Genomic DNA, 18,138 nt, shown 5'->3' on the forward strand with positions numbered 1-18,138 from the left:
CTTGCCTTGCGGCTGACTGCTCGCCACATGCCTTCTCATGATCGACTCCCAAACCGCGCTGGATCGCTGCGCGCAACTTCTTGATGCAGCGCGCGCAGCCGGAGCCGACGCTGCGGATGCGGTCGCCAGCGCCGAAAGTTCCGAAGGGATCAGCGTAAGGCTGGGAAAGCTGGAGGATGTCGAGCGCTCTGAAGGCGAAGACATCGGCCTGCGCGTATTCGTCGGGCGCCGATCGGCATCGGTCAACACCAGCGATTTCAGCAAAGCGGCTTTCACCGAGCTGGCCGAGCGGGCGGTCGCAATGGCGCGGCTGGCTCCCGAAGACCCCTATGCGGGCCTGGTCGGCGTGGAAGATCTTGCCGGCAGCGGGATCGATGCGGCGGCGCTGGACCTCGACGATACCGGTGAGCCCTCGCCCGAGAGCCTGCGCGAACGGGCGATTGCGGCCGAAGATGTCGCCCGCGCCACTCCGGGTATCACCAATAGCCAGGTCTCCGCGGCAAGTTTCGGGCGTTCGGTCATGGCGCTCGCGACGAGCAACGGTTTTTCCGGCAGTTATTCGGGCAGCAGCCATGCGCTCTATTGCGCAGTTATCGCCGGCGAAGGCGGCGATATGCAGACCGATTCCGAATATCGCGTCGCGCGCCATTTCGAAGACCTGCCTGATCCCGAAGAGATTGGCCGGATCGCGGGGGAACGCACGGTCGCGAAGCTCAATCCGGCGAGCATGCCCAGCAGCAAGATGCCGGTCATCTTCGATAGGCGTATGGGCGGCAGCCTGATCGGCCATCTGATAGGCGCGATGTCAGGATCATCGGTCGCTCGCAAAGGCAGCTTCCTGCTCGGTCATGAAGACGAAGAGCTTTTCGCCAAGGGCATCCGAATCGTGGAAGATCCCCACAAGCTGCGCGGGGTCCGTTCGCGCCCATTCGATGGCGAAGGCGTGGCGACGCGCAAGCGGGCGCTGGTCGAAAGCGGCAAGATCACCGGCTGGCTCACCAATTATGCATCGGCGCAGCAGCTGGGGATCGGGCTCACGGGTCATGCGGGAAGGGGTTCAGGCGGAGCGCCGGGAATCTCGGTCTCCAATATCGACCTGATTCCCGGTTCGATTTCGCGCGATGCAATGATCGGCGCGATCGACGACGGCGTTCTGGTGACCGAGATGGTCGGAATGGGCGTCAACGAAGTGACGGGCGATTATAGCCGCGGAGCCGGCGGTTTCCGCATCCGCAACGGCGAGATTGCCGAACCGGTGGCGGAATTCACAGTCGCCGGAAACCTGCTCGAAATGTTTGCCGCCATCACTGCGGCGGACGATCTCGAAGACTACCGCGGGATCAATGTCCCTACCTTGCGCATTGATGGGATGACCGTAGCAGGAGACGGCTGATCAAATTCGCGCTCAATCTGTTGGCCCTGATGGCGCTGCTGGTGGCAGCCCCGGCCTATGCCGCGCTCCCTTCCGAACCGGAGTCGACCGAGGCGGCAGACAGCGTCACGCAGGAAATCGATGCGGAGCAGGATGCGGCTGCCGACGAGCAGATCGCCGAGCGCCTGCGGGGAATCTATGGCGAGCTGGAGAAGTTCGCCGACGTCACGGTTGAAGTGGACCAAGGCGTCGTGGCGCTTTCCGGTAAGGTGCCGGACAGTGCGGACATTGGCCGTGCGGAGAATATCGCGTCGCGCGTTTCCGGCGTGGTAACGATCGACAATTCGCTCGAACGTGACATTTCCATTGCCGAGGGAGCGGGCGCGATCAGCTCGCTGACCGACCGGTTCGAGCGCTTCCTTGAGATGCTGCCACTGATCGCCCTGGCCCTGGGCATCGTCCTGGTCATCTCGGCGATCGGCTATGCAATTGCCGGGCTGCGCGGTTTTTGGGAGCGCGTCGCGCCCAATGTCTTCCTTGCCGAACTGATCGGCAGTGCGATCCGCTTCGTGTTTGTTGTGGGCGGCATTGTCATTGCACTCGATATGCTGGGTGCAGGCGCACTGCTGGGCGCCGTGCTGGGCGGCGCGGGCGTGATCGGCATCGCGCTCGGTTTCGCGATGCGCGACACGATCGAGAACTACGTCGCATCGCTGATGCTGTCATTGCGGCAGCCGTTCCGGGCCAATGACCACGTCCTGATCGACGACAAGGAAGGCCGCGTGATCCGCCTCACAAGCCGCGCCACGGTGCTGATGACGCTTGACGGCAATCATTTGCGCATTCCCAACGGGCAAGTCTTCCGGGCGATTATCCTCAACTACACCCGCAATCCGCAGCGCCGCTTTGAATTCCAATTGGGAATTGACGCGGATGATGATCCCGAGGCGGCGCGGACATTGGGGATCGAGACGCTTGGCAAGCTGGACTTCGTGCTCGACGAACCCGCTCCCGAAGTCCGCATTGCCGAGGTGGGTGATTCTAACGTCGTGCTGCGTTTTCTGGGCTGGGTCGATCAGCGTGAAAGCGATTGGCACAAGGCGCGCAGCAAGGCGATTGCGGTTGCGAAAACCGCGCTCGAGGACGCCGGGTTTGCACTGCCTGAGCCGATCTACCGCTTGCGCTTCGACGAGCGGACCACAGCGCTGCCGTTCGAGAATATCACCGAAAGCGGCCGCGAGATGCCTGCCAAGCGCGAGCCCAAGAGGGCTGTTACAGCGACAGTAACCGAAAGCGATCTGGAGGATATCCGTCCCGATAACGAAGTTGCCCGCATGGTCGATGCCGAGCGCGCCACCCCCGATGAAGGGCAGGAGAAAGACCTGCTCGATTCGGGCAGGCCGGTTGAATAAGATTAGGCGTTACCTGCCCGCTCGATAGCTTCGATTACGATCTGCTTGGCTTCAGCGGCATCACCCCAATTGCCCACGCGCACCCATTTCTCGGCCTCTAGATCCTTGTAGTGGGTGAAAAAGTGCTCGATCTGCTGGAGCACGATCGAAGGCAGATCCTGCCGCTCGCCAACATCCGAATAATAGGGGAATGTCGTGTCGACCGGCACGCAGATCAGCTTCTCATCGCCGCCATGCTCATCTTCCAGGTTAAGCACGCCGATCGGCCGGGCGCGGACGACGCAGCCAGCGATGAAGGGGCTGCGCGCAACCACCAGGGCATCAAGCGGATCGCCATCTGGTGACAGCGTGTGCGGGACGAAGCCGTAATTGGCCGGATAACGCATTGGCGTGTGCAGGATCCGGTCGACGAACAGCGCGCCCGATTCCTTGTCGAATTCGTACTTCACCGGCTCGCCGCCGGTCGGGACTTCGATGACGACGTTCAGGCTCTCGGGCGGATCATCGCCCACGGGGATTTTGTCGATTTGCATGATGGAGCCGCTTTAGGCCTGTAAATGCTGCGCTGCAACATGGTTATTGGTGTTTCGGTTCCGGCCCTCTCCCCCGCCCAGCCACCTGATAGGGTGCACGACAGATCATCGGGTGGCTGGGCGGGGGAGAGGGCCGGAACCGCAAGCGAAGCACGGACGTGCTTCGCGCATCCATCGAACGAACCTACTCTCCAAGCGGCTCCAGCAAGCGATCCAGCCCAGCTTCAGCGCTCACCGTTTTAACCAGGTGCGGGTAGCGCAGGCCGCCATCGTAATCGATCGAGATGGTTTCGTAATTGTCGTCACGCTTGATGATAAGCTCAAGCGGCTGGCCATCTTTTGTTGCACTGACCGCGTCGGTAATCCGGCTGGAGGAATATTCCTTCCCGTTCACCGCCACGATCTGCGCGCCATTGACGAGGCCTGCCTTGAACGCCGGACCGTCCCACAATGTCGAGCCTACGGTGCCGCCGCTCGATAGGTTCACCCCGATCGAATAGAACAGGTTTACTCCGCCGCTCGCATATACCTGCTTGAGATAGGGACCCATCTCCTCTTTCCAGGCGAGCGAATAGCCCGCCATCTCGATCCCCTTGAGGGGTGCCGGCTGGTTTGGCTGGCGGAAACGTGTGTCGAGGAACGTCGCCCAGTCGTAGGGATAGACCCCGTTCAGCGTCGTGACGATGTCATCGAAATCGAAGGTGATTACGCCCCAGTCTTCCGGGCTGATCCCGAAGAAGACCTTGGCGAAATCATCGAGGCCTTTGGTGCCGTTCGTCCCGCCCCGGATGATCTGGTCGGCTTCGAGCCACACCAGCGCGCCTTCGATGTAGTAGTCTTCGTTGCGGACGAGCGAAGGGAAGGGCTTGGTCTTGCGATTGGAAATGATCGGCTCGAATGTTGTGTCTTCGACCGAGCGCCATTCGCGGCCGGGCTGGGCAGTGAAGATTGCCGCGTAAGTGGCGAATTCGCTGCGCACCATCTCGGGCGATTGCAGGCCCGAACGCGCCGAGAGCACCATGCCCCAGAACATGTCCTGACCTTCATAGACCCACAGGAGGTTGTCCTGCATGGGGCGGTGATAGTCGGGCGTCCACATCTTGTCCGGCCGGCGGAACTTGCCGACCCAGCTATGCGCTAGCTCATGCGGTAGCAGCCCGCGATCGTATTCTTCGGCTTCCCAATCGGTGAAGGCGTCGGCTGCGAGCGTGTTCTCGCTCGAGCGGTGATGTTCGAGTCCGATCCCGCCAAGCTTGTCAGTCGCGGCGAGCAGGAATTCGTACTTGTCGAAAGACTTGGCCCCGAAGGCGAGCAGCGCTTCATCGACCAGCTTGCGATGGAGTTCGATCTGTTCGGGCTCGGTTTCGATATCCTTGGCTTCATCGCCGAACAATTCGAGATCGACATTCTCGCCGAGGTCAAAGCTCTTGTGATGCGCGCCGGCGAAGACCGGCGAATCGACCAGCGCTTCGTAATCGGTCACGTCCCAGCTGACGATCTGGCCGCTCTGAACCTGCCCGTCGAGCGCGGTAGCCGCAGTCCAGCCAGCCGGCAGCTTGAGGCTCGGCTTGACCGCGATACGGCGCACATAATGGCCTGCCGGATAAAGGCTGATCTTCTCGAACTGCATGTTGAGCATCGTGTCGGTCATCATGACGCGCCCTTCGCTCGCGCGCAGCGGCGAGGTGAAGATCATTTCAGCCACCACTTCGCTCGCACCTTCAGGCAAGTCGAGATGGAAGGCGTAAACTTCTACGGGATCTCGCTCCCAGTTGATCGGCTGGCTGTTGACGCTGAACTTGATGCCGCCCAGCTCGGAAAGCTTCCCGCTGGCCTTGTGATTGCCCGGCAGCCATTTGGGATAGACCAGGGTCAGCTCGCGCGTACCTGAAGCGACCGGAATGGTCTGCTTGGCGCGAAAGGCGCGGCTGCGTGGATCGCTTGCGTCGACTTCCAGCAACATCGTGCCGCCAGGGTAAGGCGCGTCGAGTGTCGGCGGAAGGTTGCTACCCTGCTCGGCCACCACAGGCGGCGAAGAGCGAACCGGTTCCTGCGCAGTGGCAGGTGCGGCGAGCGCGATGGTGAGGGCAAATGCGATGGATGTCGTTGCAGTTCTCATGGCGCGCGCCATGTCGGGCATTGCGTCTGAATGCAAGCTTGGGATCGATGAACGGCTTTGCGCACTCCGCCAGAGTCGCTAGGGCGCATTCGATGAGCAAGACTCCACAAGCCATCCGCGGAACGCAGGATATTTTCGGTGCCGATGCCGAAGCCTTTGCATACGTGGTCGAAACCTTCGAGCGAGTGCGCAAGCTCTACCGCTTCCGCCGGATCGAAATGCCGGTGTTCGAAAAGACCGAAGTGTTCAGCCGCGCAATCGGAGAGACGACCGACGTGGTCTCGAAGGAAATGTATTCGTTCGAGGATCGCGGCGGGGAATCGCTCACTTTGCGGCCTGAGTTTACCGCCGGGATTGCCCGCGCCTACCTCACCAACGGCTGGCAACAGCATGCGCCGCTCAAGGTGGCGACGCACGGGCCGCTGTTCCGCTACGAGCGCCCGCAGAAGGGGCGCTACCGCCAGTTCCACCAGCTCGATGCCGAGATTATCGGCGCGGCCGAACCGCAGGCCGATGTCGAGCTGCTCGCGATGGCCGACCAAGTGATTCGCGAGTTGGGCATCGAAGGCGTGACGCTGCATCTCAACACGCTGGGCGATGGCGACAGCCGGGAGGCATGGCGCGCCGCGCTGGTCGAACATTTCCTTGGCGTGAAGGATGAGTTGAGCGAGGATTCCCAAGAGCGGCTCGAAAAGAATCCGCTTCGCATTCTCGATTCGAAAGATCGACGCGACCAGCGCTTCGTCGCCGACGCGCCCAAGATCGACCAGTACCTGTCCGACGATGCGCGAGCGTTCTTTGACGCCGTGACGTCAGGTTTGGATGCCGCGGGCGTAAAGTGGACCCGCGCCGAAAGCCTCGTGCGCGGGCTGGACTATTATCGACACACCGCGTTCGAGTTCATCCCCGATGAAGGCTCGGATGCCGCCGGCAAGCTCGGCTCGCAAAGCACCATCCTCGGCGGCGGTCGCTATGACGGACTGATGGAAAGCCTCGGCGGCGCGCCAACACCCGCAGTTGGTTGGGCTGCCGGGATCGAGCGGCTAGCGATGCTGGTGGGCGAGAAGGGTGAAGCCCCTGCTGACGTGATTGTGGTGGTCGAGGATGATTCTGACTTTGCGCTCAAACAAGGTTGGATTGCGCTTGCAGCACTGCGCGGCGAAGGTTTGACTGCTGAGATGATAGCGTCCGGGTCCCCTCGTAAAAGATACGATAAGGCCGTTAAGCGCGGTGCGAAAGAGATCGTGAAATTCAATGAGAATGGCCATGGTTTTGGCGCTGATCCCGATACTGATCCCCGGATTCTTGCTGCCCTGCCTTTCCTCAAATGAACATCCCCGCCGAACGCCTGCAACAGATCGCCAATCGCTTCGCCGAGCTCGAAGCGCGCATGGCATCTGGCCAGCTCGAAGGTGAGGCATTCGTCCAGGCGAGCCGCGACTATGCCGAGCTCGAACCGGTCGCCAAGACTGCAGCAGAAATAGCTGCCATGCGCGAGGAAATTGCGGGGCTGGAAGAGATGCTCGGTGATCCTGAAATGAAGGCCATGGCGGAAGAGGAACTCGCCGCGATCCGAGAAAAGCTTCCCGAGGCCGAGCGCCAGCTGGCCATCGCAATGCTGCCGCGCGACAGGGCCGATGCCAAGCCCGCCATGCTCGAAATTCGCGCGGGCACTGGCGGCGATGAAGCGGGGCTGTTCGCGGGCGATCTTTATCGCATGTACGAGCGCTTCGCCGCGGAACAGGGCTGGAAGGTCGAGCCGGTCAGCATGAACGCCTCCGAAGTCGGCGGCTTCAAGGAAATCGTCGCCAATGTTACCGGCAGCGGGGTCTTCGCCAAGCTCAAATTCGAAAGCGGCGTCCACCGCGTGCAGCGCGTCCCCGTGACCGAAAGCGGCGGCCGGATCCATACTTCGGCCGCAACCGTGGCCGTGCTGCCCGAGCCGGACGAGGTCGATGTCCAGATCGATCCGGGCGATCTCAAGATCGACACCTACCGCGCGAGCGGGGCAGGCGGCCAGCACGTCAACACCACCGACAGCGCGATCCGCATCACGCACGAGCCGAGCGGGATCGTGGTGACCTGCCAGGACGGGCGCAGCCAGCACAAAAACCGCGAGAAGGCGATGCAGGTGCTGCGCGCGCGGCTCTACGAAACGCAGCGCGATGCGGCGCAAGGGGCGGAGGCCGAAGCGCGCAAGGCGATGGTCGGCTCGGGCGATCGCTCCGAACGCATCCGCACTTACAACTTCCCGCAAGGCCGCGTGACCGATCACCGCATCGGATTGACGCTGCACAAGCTTGACGAGGTGCTCGCGGGGCCGGGCCTTGGCGAACTGGTCGATGCGCTGATTTCCGAGGACGAAGCCAAGAGGCTGGCAGCGTTGAGTGAGTGATCCGGCTCGTATGAAGATCGCCGAGGCCATTCGGATGGCCGCTGAACGCTTGAGCGAGACCAGCGATACTGCACGGCTCGATGCCGAGCTGCTCATGGCTCACGCGCTCGGCACCTCGCGATCCGATATGCTGCTGGGCCGGATGCAGGATGCAGCGCCTGAATGTTTCTCGGCACTTGTCGAACGTCGGTCCGGCGATGAACCGGTCGCCTACATCATCGGCCAACAGGAATTCTTCGGCTTGGACTTCGCCGTCACGCCCGATGCGCTGATTCCGCGCGGTGACAGCGAGACCATCGTCGAAGCGGCACTGGAACTGACCGGAGATAGTGGGCGAGCAATCGATCTCGGCACCGGATCGGGAGCCTTGTTGCTGGCTTTCCTCGATAACCGCCCAAGTTGGACTGGCATAGGAATCGATGCCTCTGAACCGGCGCTCGAAATCGCCAGGCGCAACTCGGAAATGCTCGATCTGGATGGCCGTGCGGAAATGCGCCAGGCCAATTGGAACGATCAGGACTGGGCCATCAATCTTGGTCGATTCGATCTCGTTCTATCTAACCCGCCTTATGTCGAAACCGGGGCGGATCTCGCGCCATCTGTGGCGGATTTCGAGCCATCTACGGCTTTATATGCGGGGCCTGACGGTCTCGACGATTATCGACGGCTGATCCCCCAGCTTAAGGCGATTCTTGCCCCAACGGGGCTCGCAATTTTCGAAATCGGGCATAAACAGGGAGATGCGCTCATGGATCTTGCCGCAAGCCACGGATTTTCCTGTGAAATCCGTACCGATCTCGCCAAGCGTCCGCGTGCCGCCATTCTCACAAGAGGGGTTGGCAAAGCAAAACAGAGCGTCTAACTCTTGCTGCAGGCCTTGGGTTTGGCTTCATGCTCCCCTCCGGCCTAGCTCCACCATTCGCGGCATCGCAGAGCCTTGCGGCTTGTAATGCAGCCTACAAGGGGCGTCCGCCTAGCACACCGGACAGGAGGCAGGCGGCAAGGGATCATGTGATCAGTAGCCCCGCCAAGACGGCAGGGGTCCGATCCAGAATGAGGAATAATCTCCCTTTGAATAACAATCGCAACAATCGTCGTCGGGGTCGCGGCAATCGTAACCAGGGCGGAAGCAATAGCGCCAATCGTATCGACAGCCGCGCACGGGGTAATGCTCCGCAGCTGCTCGACAAGTACAAGAAGCTGGCGCAGGACGCACAGCACAATGGCGACCGGGTGCAGGCCGAATATTACCTGCAATTCGCTGATCACTATTTCCGCGTCATTTCGGACAACAAGCTGCGCCAAGAGGAAGCGCGCGCCAAGCGCAACGACGAGCGTGGCAGCAATGCCGACGATGACGACGACGATGATGACGGCGAGGACAACCGCCAGCAGCGCGGCCGCGGCCGTCGCAACGACAATCGCCGTGACGACAATGATGGCGACAATCGCCGGAGCAACCGCCGCTCGCGCAAGTACGATGATGACGACGGCCGCGACAACGAAGTAGCTGGCACCGACGACAGCGACGATGAACCGGAAGAAGCTCCTCGCAAGCGGGCACCGCGCAAGCCGCGCGCTGCCAAGGCGAACGGCGATGCCAAGTCCGGCAAGGGGGAAATCGACGCCAGCATCCTTCCGCCTGCTATTGGCGCAGCCGATGATGGCGACGCTGAAGCGAAGCCCAAGAAGCTATCGACCCGCCGCCGCAAGGTGAGCGACGACAGCGAAGTTGTTGCATCCAAGTAAGCATTCGGTTTGAGGCGCTAGACTGCCAGTGACCGCCGGGCTTACCCGCTTGTCCGAAACTGTTACGCGCTATCCACGCGTCATCGCCCTGTTTGCCGGATTGATCGCGGCCGGCGGCTTCGTGCCGCTATCGCTGTGGCCGCTCACGATCCTCGGCATCGCCCTGCTGATCTGGCTCGTGACGAAGTCCGAAAGTCTGCGGCAGGCATTCCTGTATGGCTGGCTGTTCGGCTGGTCGCATTTCACCCTCACGAATAACTGGATAGCGACTGCCTTTACCTACCAGGCGGAAATGCCCGCGTGGCTTGGCTGGTTGGCGGTGCCTTTGCTGGCGCTCTACCTGGCGATCTACCCCGGCCTCGCGGCATTGGGTGCGCATCTCGTCGTACGGCGCCGCAACAGTCTCGCAATCACCGGGCTGGCACTTGCGGCCTGCTGGATTGTGGCGGAATGGCTCCGCAGTTGGGTCTTCACCGGTTATGCGTGGGGTCCGCTTGGGCTGGCCTTTCTCGGACCGTTCGACCGGCCCGGAATCGCCGCCGTGCTCCCGTGGATCGGCACCTATGCGTTATCGGGGCTGATCGTACTTGCTGCGACTGCGGTGCTGGTTCTTGGAATTGCGCGCAAGTGGATCGCCCTTGCAGGAACAACAATAACGCTTGTTGCTGCGATGTACTTCCCCGGCGGTGCGCGCGAGGAAGGCACTGTCGCCTTTACGCTCGTCCAGCCCGATATCCGGCAGGAAGAACTGGACGATCCAAGCAAGTTCGAAGAACAGTTTGCCCGTGTCGCGCGCCTTACCGCTCCCACCGAACTTGGGGCGCAGCGGATTGTCCTGTGGCCCGAAAGCGGCGTGCCCGATTATCTCGAAGATGGCTATCCGCAGCGCTACTATGACCAGATGACGGCTGGCGGCGATCCGCGTTTCGCCCGTTGGCGTATCGGGCGAGTGGTGGGCGAAGGGGGCCTTCTGCTGACCGGATCAACCCATCTCAATATCGGCGAAGTCGATGGTATCCAGCGCGCAACAGGCGCCCGCAACTCGGTCACCGTCTTGAGTCCGCAGGGAGAGATTGTCGGCGGCTATGCCAAGTCGCATCTCGTGCCTTATGGTGAGTATCTGGCTCTGCGGTGGCTGCTCGAACCGCTCGGTGCGACACGGCTTGTTGCGGGCTCGATCGATTTCATTCCTGGCCCCGGACCTGAAACGCTCGACCTCGGCGCCTGGGGACTAGCGGGCATCCAGATCTGCTACGAGATCATATTTTCGGGCCAGGTTACCGATGGCGAAAAGCGACCGGACTACATCTTCAATCCATCGAATGATGGCTGGTTCGGCGCTTGGGGACCTCCGCAGCATTTAGCGCAGGCACGAATGCGCGCGATCGAGGAAGGGCTTCCGGTGCTGCGTTCAACAACCACCGGTATCAGCGCCGTGATCGACGCTGATGGCGTGGTGCGCCAGCATATCCCGATGCACCAGGCCGACCGGATCGACGGCTTTGTACCGCCGCCCAAGGCCGCCACCCTGTTTAGCAGGCTTGGCAATATCCTGCCGCTGGCATGGGCGCTACTGCTCGTGATCGGATCGCTTGTTGCCATGCGCCGGAGCGCCCGCTAGGACCTCGCGGAACACATAAAGCTTTCTTTATATCGGGGTCCAATGCGTAGCGATTTTCTCTTCACGTCCGAAAGTGTTTCCGAAGGCCATCCGGACAAGGTCTCCGACCAGATTTCCGATGCGGTGGTCGATCTGTTCCTGTCGAAAGACCCGGAAGCGCGGGTTGCCTGTGAAACTATGACTACAACACAGCGCGTTGTATTATCAGGGGAAATCCGCTGTAAAGGCGTGTTCGAGAATGGCGAATGGGCTCCCGGATCGCTGGACGAAATCGAGCAGGTCGTGCGCCAGACAGTCCGCGAGATTGGCTATGAACAGGACGGATTCCACTGGGAAACGCTGATATTCGAGAATCATCTCCATGGGCAGTCGGCTCATATTGCGCAGGGCGTCGATGCCAGCGGCAACAAGGATGAGGGCGCGGGCGACCAGGGCATCATGTTCGGTTTTGCCTGCGATGAGACGCCGGATCTGATGCCGGCACCGATTGATTACAGCCACAAGATCCTCGAGCGTATGGCTGCTGACCGCCATTCGGGAGCTGCACCGTTCCTCGAACCGGATTCCAAGAGCCAGGTCACCTTACGGTACAAAGATGGCAAGCCGGTCGCTGCAACCGCTATCGTGGTCTCGACCCAGCATGCCGAAGGCTATGACAAGGGCGAAAAAGAGGCCGAACTCAAAGCTTATGTGAAGAGCGTGGTGGCAGGCGTACTGCCCGACGGGTTCATCTCGGATGACACGGCCTGGCACATCAATCCCACCGGGAGCTTCGTGATCGGCGGACCCGATGGCGACGCCGGCCTCACAGGCCGCAAGATCATCGTCGACACTTATGGCGGCGCAGCCCCACATGGCGGCGGCGCGTTCAGCGGCAAGGATCCGACCAAGGTCGATCGCAGCGCGGCCTATATCGCGCGCTATCTGGCGAAGAATATTGTCGCGGCGGATTTGGCCACGCGCTGCACGATCCAGCTGTCTTATGCGATTGGCGTCTCCAAGCCGCTGTCGCTTTATGTCGATACGCATGGCACCGGCACGGTCGATGATGCGACGCTGGAAGAGGCGATCGGCAAGATCGAGAAGCTCGGCGGGCTGACCCCACGCGGTATCCGCACGCACCTTGGGCTGAACAAGCCGATCTATCGCAAAAGTGCAGCCTATGGCCATTTCGGGCGGACCGCGGATGGCGATTTCTTCCCGTGGGAGAAGACCGATCTGGCCGAAGACCTGAAAGCTGCGCTCGCCTAGAATTCATCCTGGTGCTGGCCTTTGGTCGGCGAGGGCTCTGACAGCGCAAGCTCGGCGTCCGAAAAGCGGAACGGCGTGCGCAGTCCGGGCAGTGCTCCAGGAAGGTCCAGCGCCATGCCTCGCGATCTGACCTGCGGATCGCCGAACACCGCATCCAGATTGTTGATCGGTCCTGCGGGAACCCCCGCTTCGGCGCAGCGGGACAGTAGCTCGTCGCGGGTCATTTCCGAAGTGGCGGCCTCGATCTCGGCGTCAAGCGCGGCGCGATTGGCCAGTCTTGCTCCATTGTCGATGAAGCGCTCATCGCCGAGCAAGCGGTTTAGGCCGAGCGCTCTCAATAGCTCGCCGAACAGTTTGTCATTGGCAGGAGCAAGGATCACCGGGCCGTCGCTTGCCGGATAAACCCCGTAGGCGCTGACAACGGCGTGACCGTTGCCAGCGCGCATCGGCTGCTCTCCCGTAGCCATGTAATACATCGCCTGGTTGGCCAGCAGGCTGACCGAACAATCGAGCAGCGCCATGTCGATATGCTGGCCTTGCCCGTGCATGGGGCCTGTCCGGTGCCGCATCAGCAAAGCGGCCTGGATCGCATTGGTGGCCCACATTCCGCAGGCGAGATCGGAGATCGACACGCCCATTTTCATTGGCTGGCCTTCGGGCTCGCCGGTGAGCGACATGAACCCGCTCATCGCCTGGATCAGCACATCGTACCCCGGCTCATGCGCACGCGGCCCAGTGTGGCCGAAACCCGTGATCGAGCAGTAGACCAGCGCCGGATTGGCCTCAGCCAAGGAGGCATAATCAAGGCCGAACTTGGCCAGCGAGCCGGTCTTGAAATTCTCGATCACGACATCCGCACTCGCGGCCAGTTCACGGATCCGCGCAAGGTCGCGTTCGTTCCGGAAATCGGCCACCACGCCGCGCTTGCCGCGATTGGTCGCGTGGTAGTAGGCCGCTTCGCGATCTCCATTCTCGCGTTCAATCCACGGTGGTCCCCATGTCCGCGTGGTATCGCCTTCCGGGCTTTCGACCTTGATCACGTCGGCACCCAGATCGGCAAGGATCTGCCCGGCCCACGGGCCCGCCAGCACGCGCGCCAGTTCGAGGACTTTCAGGCCGGCAAGCGGCGTATTCGGATGAGGAGGAGTTTCGAACCACATGCCGGGCTGCTGCGCCCGATGCACGCGGAGTTCAAGGGGCTAGGCGTGGTAGGCGAATGGATCCTCATCGGGCCAGCGTTCGAGTCGCGGGTTCTTGCGGTTGAGGAACACGGCCGGCAGCTTGGCCAGCATCAGCGACTTGTGGATCCAGTAATCGGTCCATTTCTCCCGCCAGCGCGGCTTGGCCCTGCGCCCGTTGGCCTTGAGCCAGGCATCATAGGGCATCCAGTGGCTCGGCTCGTCGCGTTCGACCACTTTGAAAATCCCCCTCATGCCGGGATCAGACAGGACGTGGCTGTTCCTGAGCAAGATCTCGACCTGCTCCATGCCGCGCTGTTCGGTGATCATGATCACGCGGCAGAGCTGCTCGAAGGCATCGTGATCTTCGACAATGGCCTGCGTGTCGAGATCCTCGATCGTGCAGCCGAACACGCTCTCGATGAAATGGTCGATATGCCCGCAGGTGCGATCGACCTTGAGCGGCATGGTTCCGCGAAGCTCAAACCAGCGCCGGAACATGCGATAGTGCTTTTCCTCATCAGCCCTGTGTTTCTCAACCTCGGCGATGAACTGGGCATCATCCGGGCAGCGGGCGCGCACGGCTTCGAGCACCCGGTCGAGCGAGGTGTATCCGCGGTGCTCATTGTAGATGTAGATCGACGCGAGGACGTCGAGGAAGCGGGCGCGAAAGGCAGCAATCGGGGACATGATCCGCGCAGTATCTCATGGATGGCGAGTCGCGAGAAGCGCCAAGTGATTTGGCGTTAGTCGAATAGTGCGTTGAGCGATCCGATTGCCTCGGCAAATTCCTCGCGGAACTCTTGCACAACCGAGCGCGAAGAACGGACCTGGTCGACCAGCCCCACGCCTTGGCCAACGAAATAACTCACCAGTTCCTTCGCGCCTTCGTTGCCCGCTGCTGCGGCCTGTTCGACCCGGGCAAAGCTCGGCTCCGAGACCAGCCCCATGAGCGGCATCGGCAGTGTCCCCGGCCCGTCGGGACCGTCCCATGCATCGTGCCAAGGCGTCTTGAGCTGGCGTGCAGGCTTGCCCGTGCGGCTGCGCGAGCGAACGGTGTCGCGGCTGCGCGCTGCCACCATTTTCTCGCGGAAGGTCTCGCTTGTCTCGGCTTCGGGCGTGGCGAGCCAGATCGATCCGGTCCACGCGCCTTGCGCGCCGGCCGCCATCATCCCGGCCATCTGTCCGCCGGTCATGATGCCGCCTGCAGCGAGGACAGGAATGTTGTGTCCCGCGCCTTTTAGCGCGCGAACCACTTCCGGGATCAGCACAAGGGTCGAGATTTCGCCGCAATGGCCGCCAGCTTCTGTGCCTTGCGCGACGATGATATCGACTCCGGCTTCAGCCTGCCGGATCGCGTGTTCTTTCGCGCCCACCAGTGCGGCGACGGGTACGCCGCGCGCCTTGCCTTCTTCGATCATCGAGGCCGGTGCAATGCCCAGCGCATTGGCGATGAGCTTGATCGGGTGGTTGAAGGCGACTTCCATGAGCGCGAGGCCGTTTTCGGGCGTGATGCCCTTGCGATCATCAAGCGGCGGCAGCTCTCGCTCGCTCGGAACACCATGGCTGGACAGGACATCGTAGGCGAAATCGCGATAACTCGGATCGATTGCAGCAGCTCTGGCGGCGTTGTTGGATAGATCGGCGACGCGCGGATCGATCACTTCGGGGACGAGGACGTCGACGCCGTAAGGTGCGCCATCGACATGCGCATCGATCCAGGCGAGTTCCTCCTCGAGCTGGTCGGGCGAAAAGCGGGTTGCCCCGAGCACGCCGAAGCCGCCTGCCTTGCTGACGGCAGCAACGACATCGCGGCAATGGCTGAACGCGAAGAGCGGAAATTCCGCTCCAGTCATCTCGCAAACCTGGTTCATCGCCATCGCCGTCTCTCCCTAATCCTGGCCCGGTTCATGCCCGCCTGCGCTACTCCCGTCAGCTAACGTAATGAGCAGTCGTCTTTTCGGCGATTTCTTCGGCCGTTACGCCGGGTGCCAGCTCGATCAGTTTGAACGGGCTGTCATGATCGGGGCGGTGGAAGACGCACAGGTTGGTGATGATCAAGTCGATCACGTTTTTACCTGTGAGCGGCAGCGTGCATTCAGGGATGAATTTGGGGCTGCCGTCCTTCGCGGTGTGATCCATCACCACAATGATCTTCTTGACGCCGGCGACCAGGTCCATCGCCCCGCCCATGCCCTTGATCATCTTGCCCGGGATCATCCAGTTGGCGATGTCGCCGTTCTCCGCGACTTCCATCGCGCCCAATACAGTCAGGTCGATATGCCCGCCGCGGATCATTGCGAAGCTCGCCGCGCTATCGAAGTAAGCGCTGTGCGGAAGCTCGCTGATGGTCTGCTTGCCGGCATTGATCAGGTCGGGATCGACTTCGTCGGGATAGGGAAAGGGCCCGATCCCCAGCATGCCGTTCTCGCTCTGCAAGGTGACCTGCATGCCTTCGGGGATGTGGTTGGCGACCAGTGTCGGGATGCCGATACCGAGATTGACGTAATAACCATCCTCAAGTTCCTTGGCAGCGCGGGCGGCCATCTGGTTGCGGTCCCAGCCATGCGGGGCGGTCTCGGACATTGTCGTTCCTTCAGTCGATCGGATTGGGGGTAAGGAACCACCCCGCACCGAACATCTCGTTCAGCGCCAGGGCGGCATCGGGGTTCTTGAGATAAGCAAACAGTTCGTCGAAATCATCGCGCGCATCGCCCGCGATCGCAATCGGGCAATGCGTTTCGGCGAGCGTAATGCGCGACTGCTGCTTGCTGGCATTGTCCTCGCTCACAAGCAACAACAGGTCAGCGCCCTGCGGATCAAGTCGCTCGCGCACAAGTCGATTGCGGATTGCCGGTTCGGCTTCTTCGCCGAGGGCGGAAACCCAGGCGATAGTTATCCCGCGGCTGCGCAACACGGCGAGAACTTCGCCGAGCGCCGCGTTTCCATTGCCGACCGCTGCGGGATCGAAGAGGGTTCCTTCAGGATCGAGGTCGACCAATACGACCGGTGCGCGCGCACCGCACATGTGGCGGATAGGTTCGAGCGAGCCCGGATTGGTCAGCAAGGCAGAGCGCATCGGTGCCTCAAGCGGATCGAGCGAGGCCTGGGCGAGCGCATAGCCGTAGAAATCGTCGAAAGATCGCGCCTCAATCCGTTGGACCGCCGCGGCCCTCACGTCTTGGGCAGTTGGTGGGGGAAGGCTGGTCATGTCGACACGCACCAATGCCGGCTGTCCTCCGGTCGCGGGCTCGCTGCTGCTTGCTGTAGCAGGCTGCTGAGCAGTGGTGCGGGTTTCAGTCGCGCTCCCTGCAACCGCATCGCTTCGCAGCATCGATCCACCCGCCAGGACCGGAATAGCCGCGGCAGCGACGCAGCCGGAGAGGCTAGCGGCGCTGAGCAGGAAGATGACCAAGCGGATCACTTTCAGATTGCTTCGCCTGAGTCCGGATCGATCTGCTGCGGGGTGTCGGTTGGGTTGTCGCGCTCTGCTTCGAAGCCTTCCCAGATCCTGGCCAGCGCGTCTTCTTCGGGAATTTGCACCGCATGGGCATATGCTTTGGCTGCGTGACGGATCGTATCCACCATTGCCATTCCGAATACGAACGGATCGGGCGCGAGGCCGCGCGGCTCGATAATCGCTGTCAGGCCTTCACCTTCCTCGTTCCAGAGGCGTGCAAACTCACTGGCATTGGCGAGAAAATCGAAGCTCGAAACATCGATCTCGCCGTCCCATCCGCTCTTCTTCCCAAAAATCATACCGCCTCCCTTTCGCGCGTCGTTTCGAATTCGATCTTCTTGTCATAGGGCGCGCCGACAATCATCCGCTGTACATAAACGCCCGGCAAATGGATGCAGTCCGGATCGAGCGAGCCTACGGGTACGATTTCTTCGACTTCCACGACGCAGGCCTTGCCGCAGGTGGCGGCGGGCAGGTTGAAATTCCGCGCGGTCTTACGGAACACGAGGTTGCCCGTCTCGTCGGCTTTCCAAGCCTTGACGATGGCAAGGTCAGCGAAGATGCCGCGCTCGAGGATGTAGTCCTCCATCTGCCCGTCATGGTTGGCGAATTGCATCACTTCCTTGCCCTCGGCGACCTGCGTGCCGACCCCGGTCTTGGTATAGAAGCCGGGTATACCTGCGCCGCCCGCGCGCATGCGTTCGGCCAGCGTGCCTTGAGGGCAGAATTCGACTTCGAGCTCGCCGGAGAGGAATTGCCGTTCGAACTCCTTGTTCTCGCCCACATAACTGGAGATCATCTTCTTCACCTGCTTGGTGCGAAGTAGCATGCCAATACCTTCGTTCTCGATACCGGCATTGTTGCTGGCGAAGGTGAGACCCTTCACGCCGCTTTCGCGGATGGCTGTGAGTAGCCTTTCGGGAATGCCGCACAGGCCAAACCCGCCACTGGCAATTACCATGTCGTCTCTGAGGATCCCTTCGAGTGCGGATGCTGCATCGGGATAGAGTTTCTTCATGGGGACCTCGTCTAGAGTTTCGGAATCACG

General features: G+C 61.5%; 17 protein-coding genes. 8 read left to right on the forward strand and 9 right to left on the reverse strand.

Annotated elements, in window-relative coordinates; translation table 11 throughout:
- Nucleotides 1–37: 37 nt before the first annotated feature.
- Nucleotides 38–1,393 (forward strand): TldD/PmbA family protein, encoded by a 1,356-nt coding sequence (locus tag ACEWMW_RS05515; RefSeq protein ID WP_409412889.1) that lies wholly within the window; start codon nt 38–40, stop codon nt 1,391–1,393.
- 29 nt (nt 1,394–1,422) lie between these two features.
- Nucleotides 1,423–2,784: a mechanosensitive ion channel domain-containing protein gene (locus tag ACEWMW_RS05520; protein WP_409413612.1), complete on the forward strand. Its 1,362-nt coding sequence runs from the start codon at nt 1,423–1,425 to the stop codon at nt 2,782–2,784.
- A gap of 2 nt (nt 2,785–2,786) precedes the next feature.
- Here the strand turns inward: ACEWMW_RS05520 and ppa are convergent, their stop codons facing one another.
- Nucleotides 2,787–3,317 (reverse strand): inorganic diphosphatase, encoded by a 531-nt coding sequence (ppa, locus tag ACEWMW_RS05525; RefSeq protein WP_409412890.1) that lies wholly within the window; start codon nt 3,315–3,317, stop codon nt 2,787–2,789.
- 184 nt (nt 3,318–3,501) lie between these two features.
- A complete protein-coding gene (locus ACEWMW_RS05530; protein WP_409412891.1) occupies nt 3,502–5,436 on the reverse strand; it encodes a M61 family metallopeptidase in 1,935 nt (644 codons plus the stop codon).
- Between the two features lie 92 nt (nt 5,437–5,528).
- Here ACEWMW_RS05530 and hisS point away from each other — a divergent pair, with 92 nt between their 5' ends.
- The 6 genes from hisS (at nt 5,529) to metK (ending at nt 12,452) form a co-directional block, all read left to right on the forward strand.
- Entirely contained in the window at nt 5,529–6,767 is a 1,239-nt protein-coding gene (hisS, locus tag ACEWMW_RS05535) for a histidine--tRNA ligase (RefSeq protein ID WP_409412892.1), read from the forward strand.
- Nucleotides 6,764–7,831 carry a peptide chain release factor 1 gene (prfA, locus tag ACEWMW_RS05540; protein ID WP_409412893.1) on the forward strand — a complete coding sequence of 356 codons (1,068 nt, stop codon included), beginning with the start codon at nt 6,764–6,766 and terminating at the stop codon, nt 7,829–7,831. The genes hisS and prfA overlap by 4 nt, the downstream gene beginning before the upstream one ends.
- The gene (gene prmC, locus ACEWMW_RS05545) at nt 7,824–8,693 is read left to right on the forward strand and encodes a peptide chain release factor N(5)-glutamine methyltransferase (protein ID WP_409412894.1); all 870 of its coding nucleotides are present in this window, start codon (nt 7,824–7,826) and stop codon (nt 8,691–8,693) included. Before prfA ends, prmC begins: the two co-directional genes overlap by 8 nt.
- Before the next feature lie 191 nt (nt 8,694–8,884).
- A complete protein-coding gene (locus tag ACEWMW_RS05550) occupies nt 8,885–9,580 on the forward strand; it encodes a DUF4167 domain-containing protein (RefSeq protein WP_409412895.1) in 696 nt (231 codons plus the stop codon).
- 28 nt (nt 9,581–9,608) lie between these two features.
- Complete coding sequence (gene lnt / locus ACEWMW_RS05555; RefSeq protein WP_409412896.1) at nt 9,609–11,201, forward strand: apolipoprotein N-acyltransferase; 1,593 nt, start codon at nt 9,609–9,611, stop codon at nt 11,199–11,201.
- A 42-nt stretch (nt 11,202–11,243) separates the two neighbouring features.
- Nucleotides 11,244–12,452: a methionine adenosyltransferase gene (gene metK / locus ACEWMW_RS05560; protein ID WP_409412897.1), complete on the forward strand. Its 1,209-nt coding sequence runs from the start codon at nt 11,244–11,246 to the stop codon at nt 12,450–12,452.
- Here metK and ACEWMW_RS05565 read toward each other — a convergent pair.
- The 7 genes from ACEWMW_RS05565 to ACEWMW_RS05595 are packed head-to-tail and all read right to left on the reverse strand — an operon-like array spanning nt 12,449 to nt 18,108.
- Complete coding sequence (locus ACEWMW_RS05565; RefSeq protein WP_409412898.1) at nt 12,449–13,612, reverse strand: CaiB/BaiF CoA transferase family protein; 1,164 nt, start codon at nt 13,610–13,612, stop codon at nt 12,449–12,451. The two genes, metK and ACEWMW_RS05565, sit on opposite strands and share 4 nt — an antisense overlap.
- Before the next feature lie 39 nt (nt 13,613–13,651).
- A complete protein-coding gene (locus ACEWMW_RS05570; RefSeq protein WP_409412899.1) occupies nt 13,652–14,320 on the reverse strand; it encodes a ferritin-like domain-containing protein in 669 nt (222 codons plus the stop codon).
- Between the two features lie 56 nt (nt 14,321–14,376).
- Nucleotides 14,377–15,510 carry an NAD(P)H-dependent flavin oxidoreductase gene (locus tag ACEWMW_RS05575; protein ID WP_409412900.1) on the reverse strand — a complete coding sequence of 378 codons (1,134 nt, stop codon included), beginning with the start codon at nt 15,508–15,510 and terminating at the stop codon, nt 14,377–14,379.
- 52 nt (nt 15,511–15,562) lie between these two features.
- Nucleotides 15,563–16,216, reverse strand: coding sequence for a CoA transferase subunit B (locus ACEWMW_RS05580; RefSeq protein WP_409412901.1), 654 nt, complete (start codon nt 16,214–16,216; stop codon nt 15,563–15,565).
- Nucleotides 16,217–16,226: 10 nt separating this feature from the next.
- On the reverse strand, nt 16,227–17,054 hold the full coding sequence (locus ACEWMW_RS05585) for a hypothetical protein (protein WP_409412902.1): 828 nt from the start codon (nt 17,052–17,054) through the stop codon (nt 16,227–16,229).
- A gap of 2 nt (nt 17,055–17,056) precedes the next feature.
- Nucleotides 17,057–17,389, reverse strand: a complete 333-nt coding sequence (locus tag ACEWMW_RS05590) for a DUF5076 domain-containing protein (protein WP_409412903.1) — start codon at nt 17,387–17,389, stop codon at nt 17,057–17,059.
- Entirely contained in the window at nt 17,386–18,108 is a 723-nt protein-coding gene (locus ACEWMW_RS05595) for a CoA transferase subunit A (RefSeq protein WP_409412904.1), read from the reverse strand. The genes ACEWMW_RS05590 and ACEWMW_RS05595 overlap by 4 nt, the downstream gene beginning before the upstream one ends.
- Nucleotides 18,109–18,138: the final 30 nt, after the last annotated feature.

Origin of the sequence: Litorerythrobacter xanthomarinus, assembly GCF_046254955.1 — a bacterium.
Lineage (GTDB): Bacteria > Pseudomonadota > Alphaproteobacteria > Sphingomonadales > Sphingomonadaceae > Qipengyuania_C.

Coding starts and splice junctions, on each gene's coding strand:
- ACEWMW_RS05515 (WP_409412889.1), top strand. CDS start 38: ATGATCGACTCCCAAACCGCGCTGGATCGCTGCGCGCAACTTCTTGAT.
- ACEWMW_RS05520 (WP_409413612.1), top strand. CDS start 1,423: ATGGCGCTGCTGGTGGCAGCCCCGGCCTATGCCGCGCTCCCTTCCGAA.
- ppa (WP_409412890.1), bottom strand. CDS start 3,317: ATGCAAATCGACAAAATCCCCGTGGGCGATGATCCGCCCGAGAGCCTG.
- ACEWMW_RS05530 (WP_409412891.1), bottom strand. CDS start 5,436: ATGAGAACTGCAACGACATCCATCGCATTTGCCCTCACCATCGCGCTC.
- hisS (WP_409412892.1), top strand. CDS start 5,529: ATGAGCAAGACTCCACAAGCCATCCGCGGAACGCAGGATATTTTCGGT.
- prfA (WP_409412893.1), top strand. CDS start 6,764: ATGAACATCCCCGCCGAACGCCTGCAACAGATCGCCAATCGCTTCGCC.
- ACEWMW_RS05550 (WP_409412895.1), top strand. CDS start 8,885: ATGAGGAATAATCTCCCTTTGAATAACAATCGCAACAATCGTCGTCGG.
- metK (WP_409412897.1), top strand. CDS start 11,244: ATGCGTAGCGATTTTCTCTTCACGTCCGAAAGTGTTTCCGAAGGCCAT.
- ACEWMW_RS05565 (WP_409412898.1), bottom strand. CDS start 13,612: ATGTGGTTCGAAACTCCTCCTCATCCGAATACGCCGCTTGCCGGCCTG.
- ACEWMW_RS05570 (WP_409412899.1), bottom strand. CDS start 14,320: ATGTCCCCGATTGCTGCCTTTCGCGCCCGCTTCCTCGACGTCCTCGCG.
- ACEWMW_RS05575 (WP_409412900.1), bottom strand. CDS start 15,510: ATGGCGATGAACCAGGTTTGCGAGATGACTGGAGCGGAATTTCCGCTC.
- ACEWMW_RS05580 (WP_409412901.1), bottom strand. CDS start 16,216: ATGTCCGAGACCGCCCCGCATGGCTGGGACCGCAACCAGATGGCCGCC.
- ACEWMW_RS05590 (WP_409412903.1), bottom strand. CDS start 17,389: ATGATTTTTGGGAAGAAGAGCGGATGGGACGGCGAGATCGATGTTTCG.
- ACEWMW_RS05595 (WP_409412904.1), bottom strand. CDS start 18,108: ATGAAGAAACTCTATCCCGATGCAGCATCCGCACTCGAAGGGATCCTC.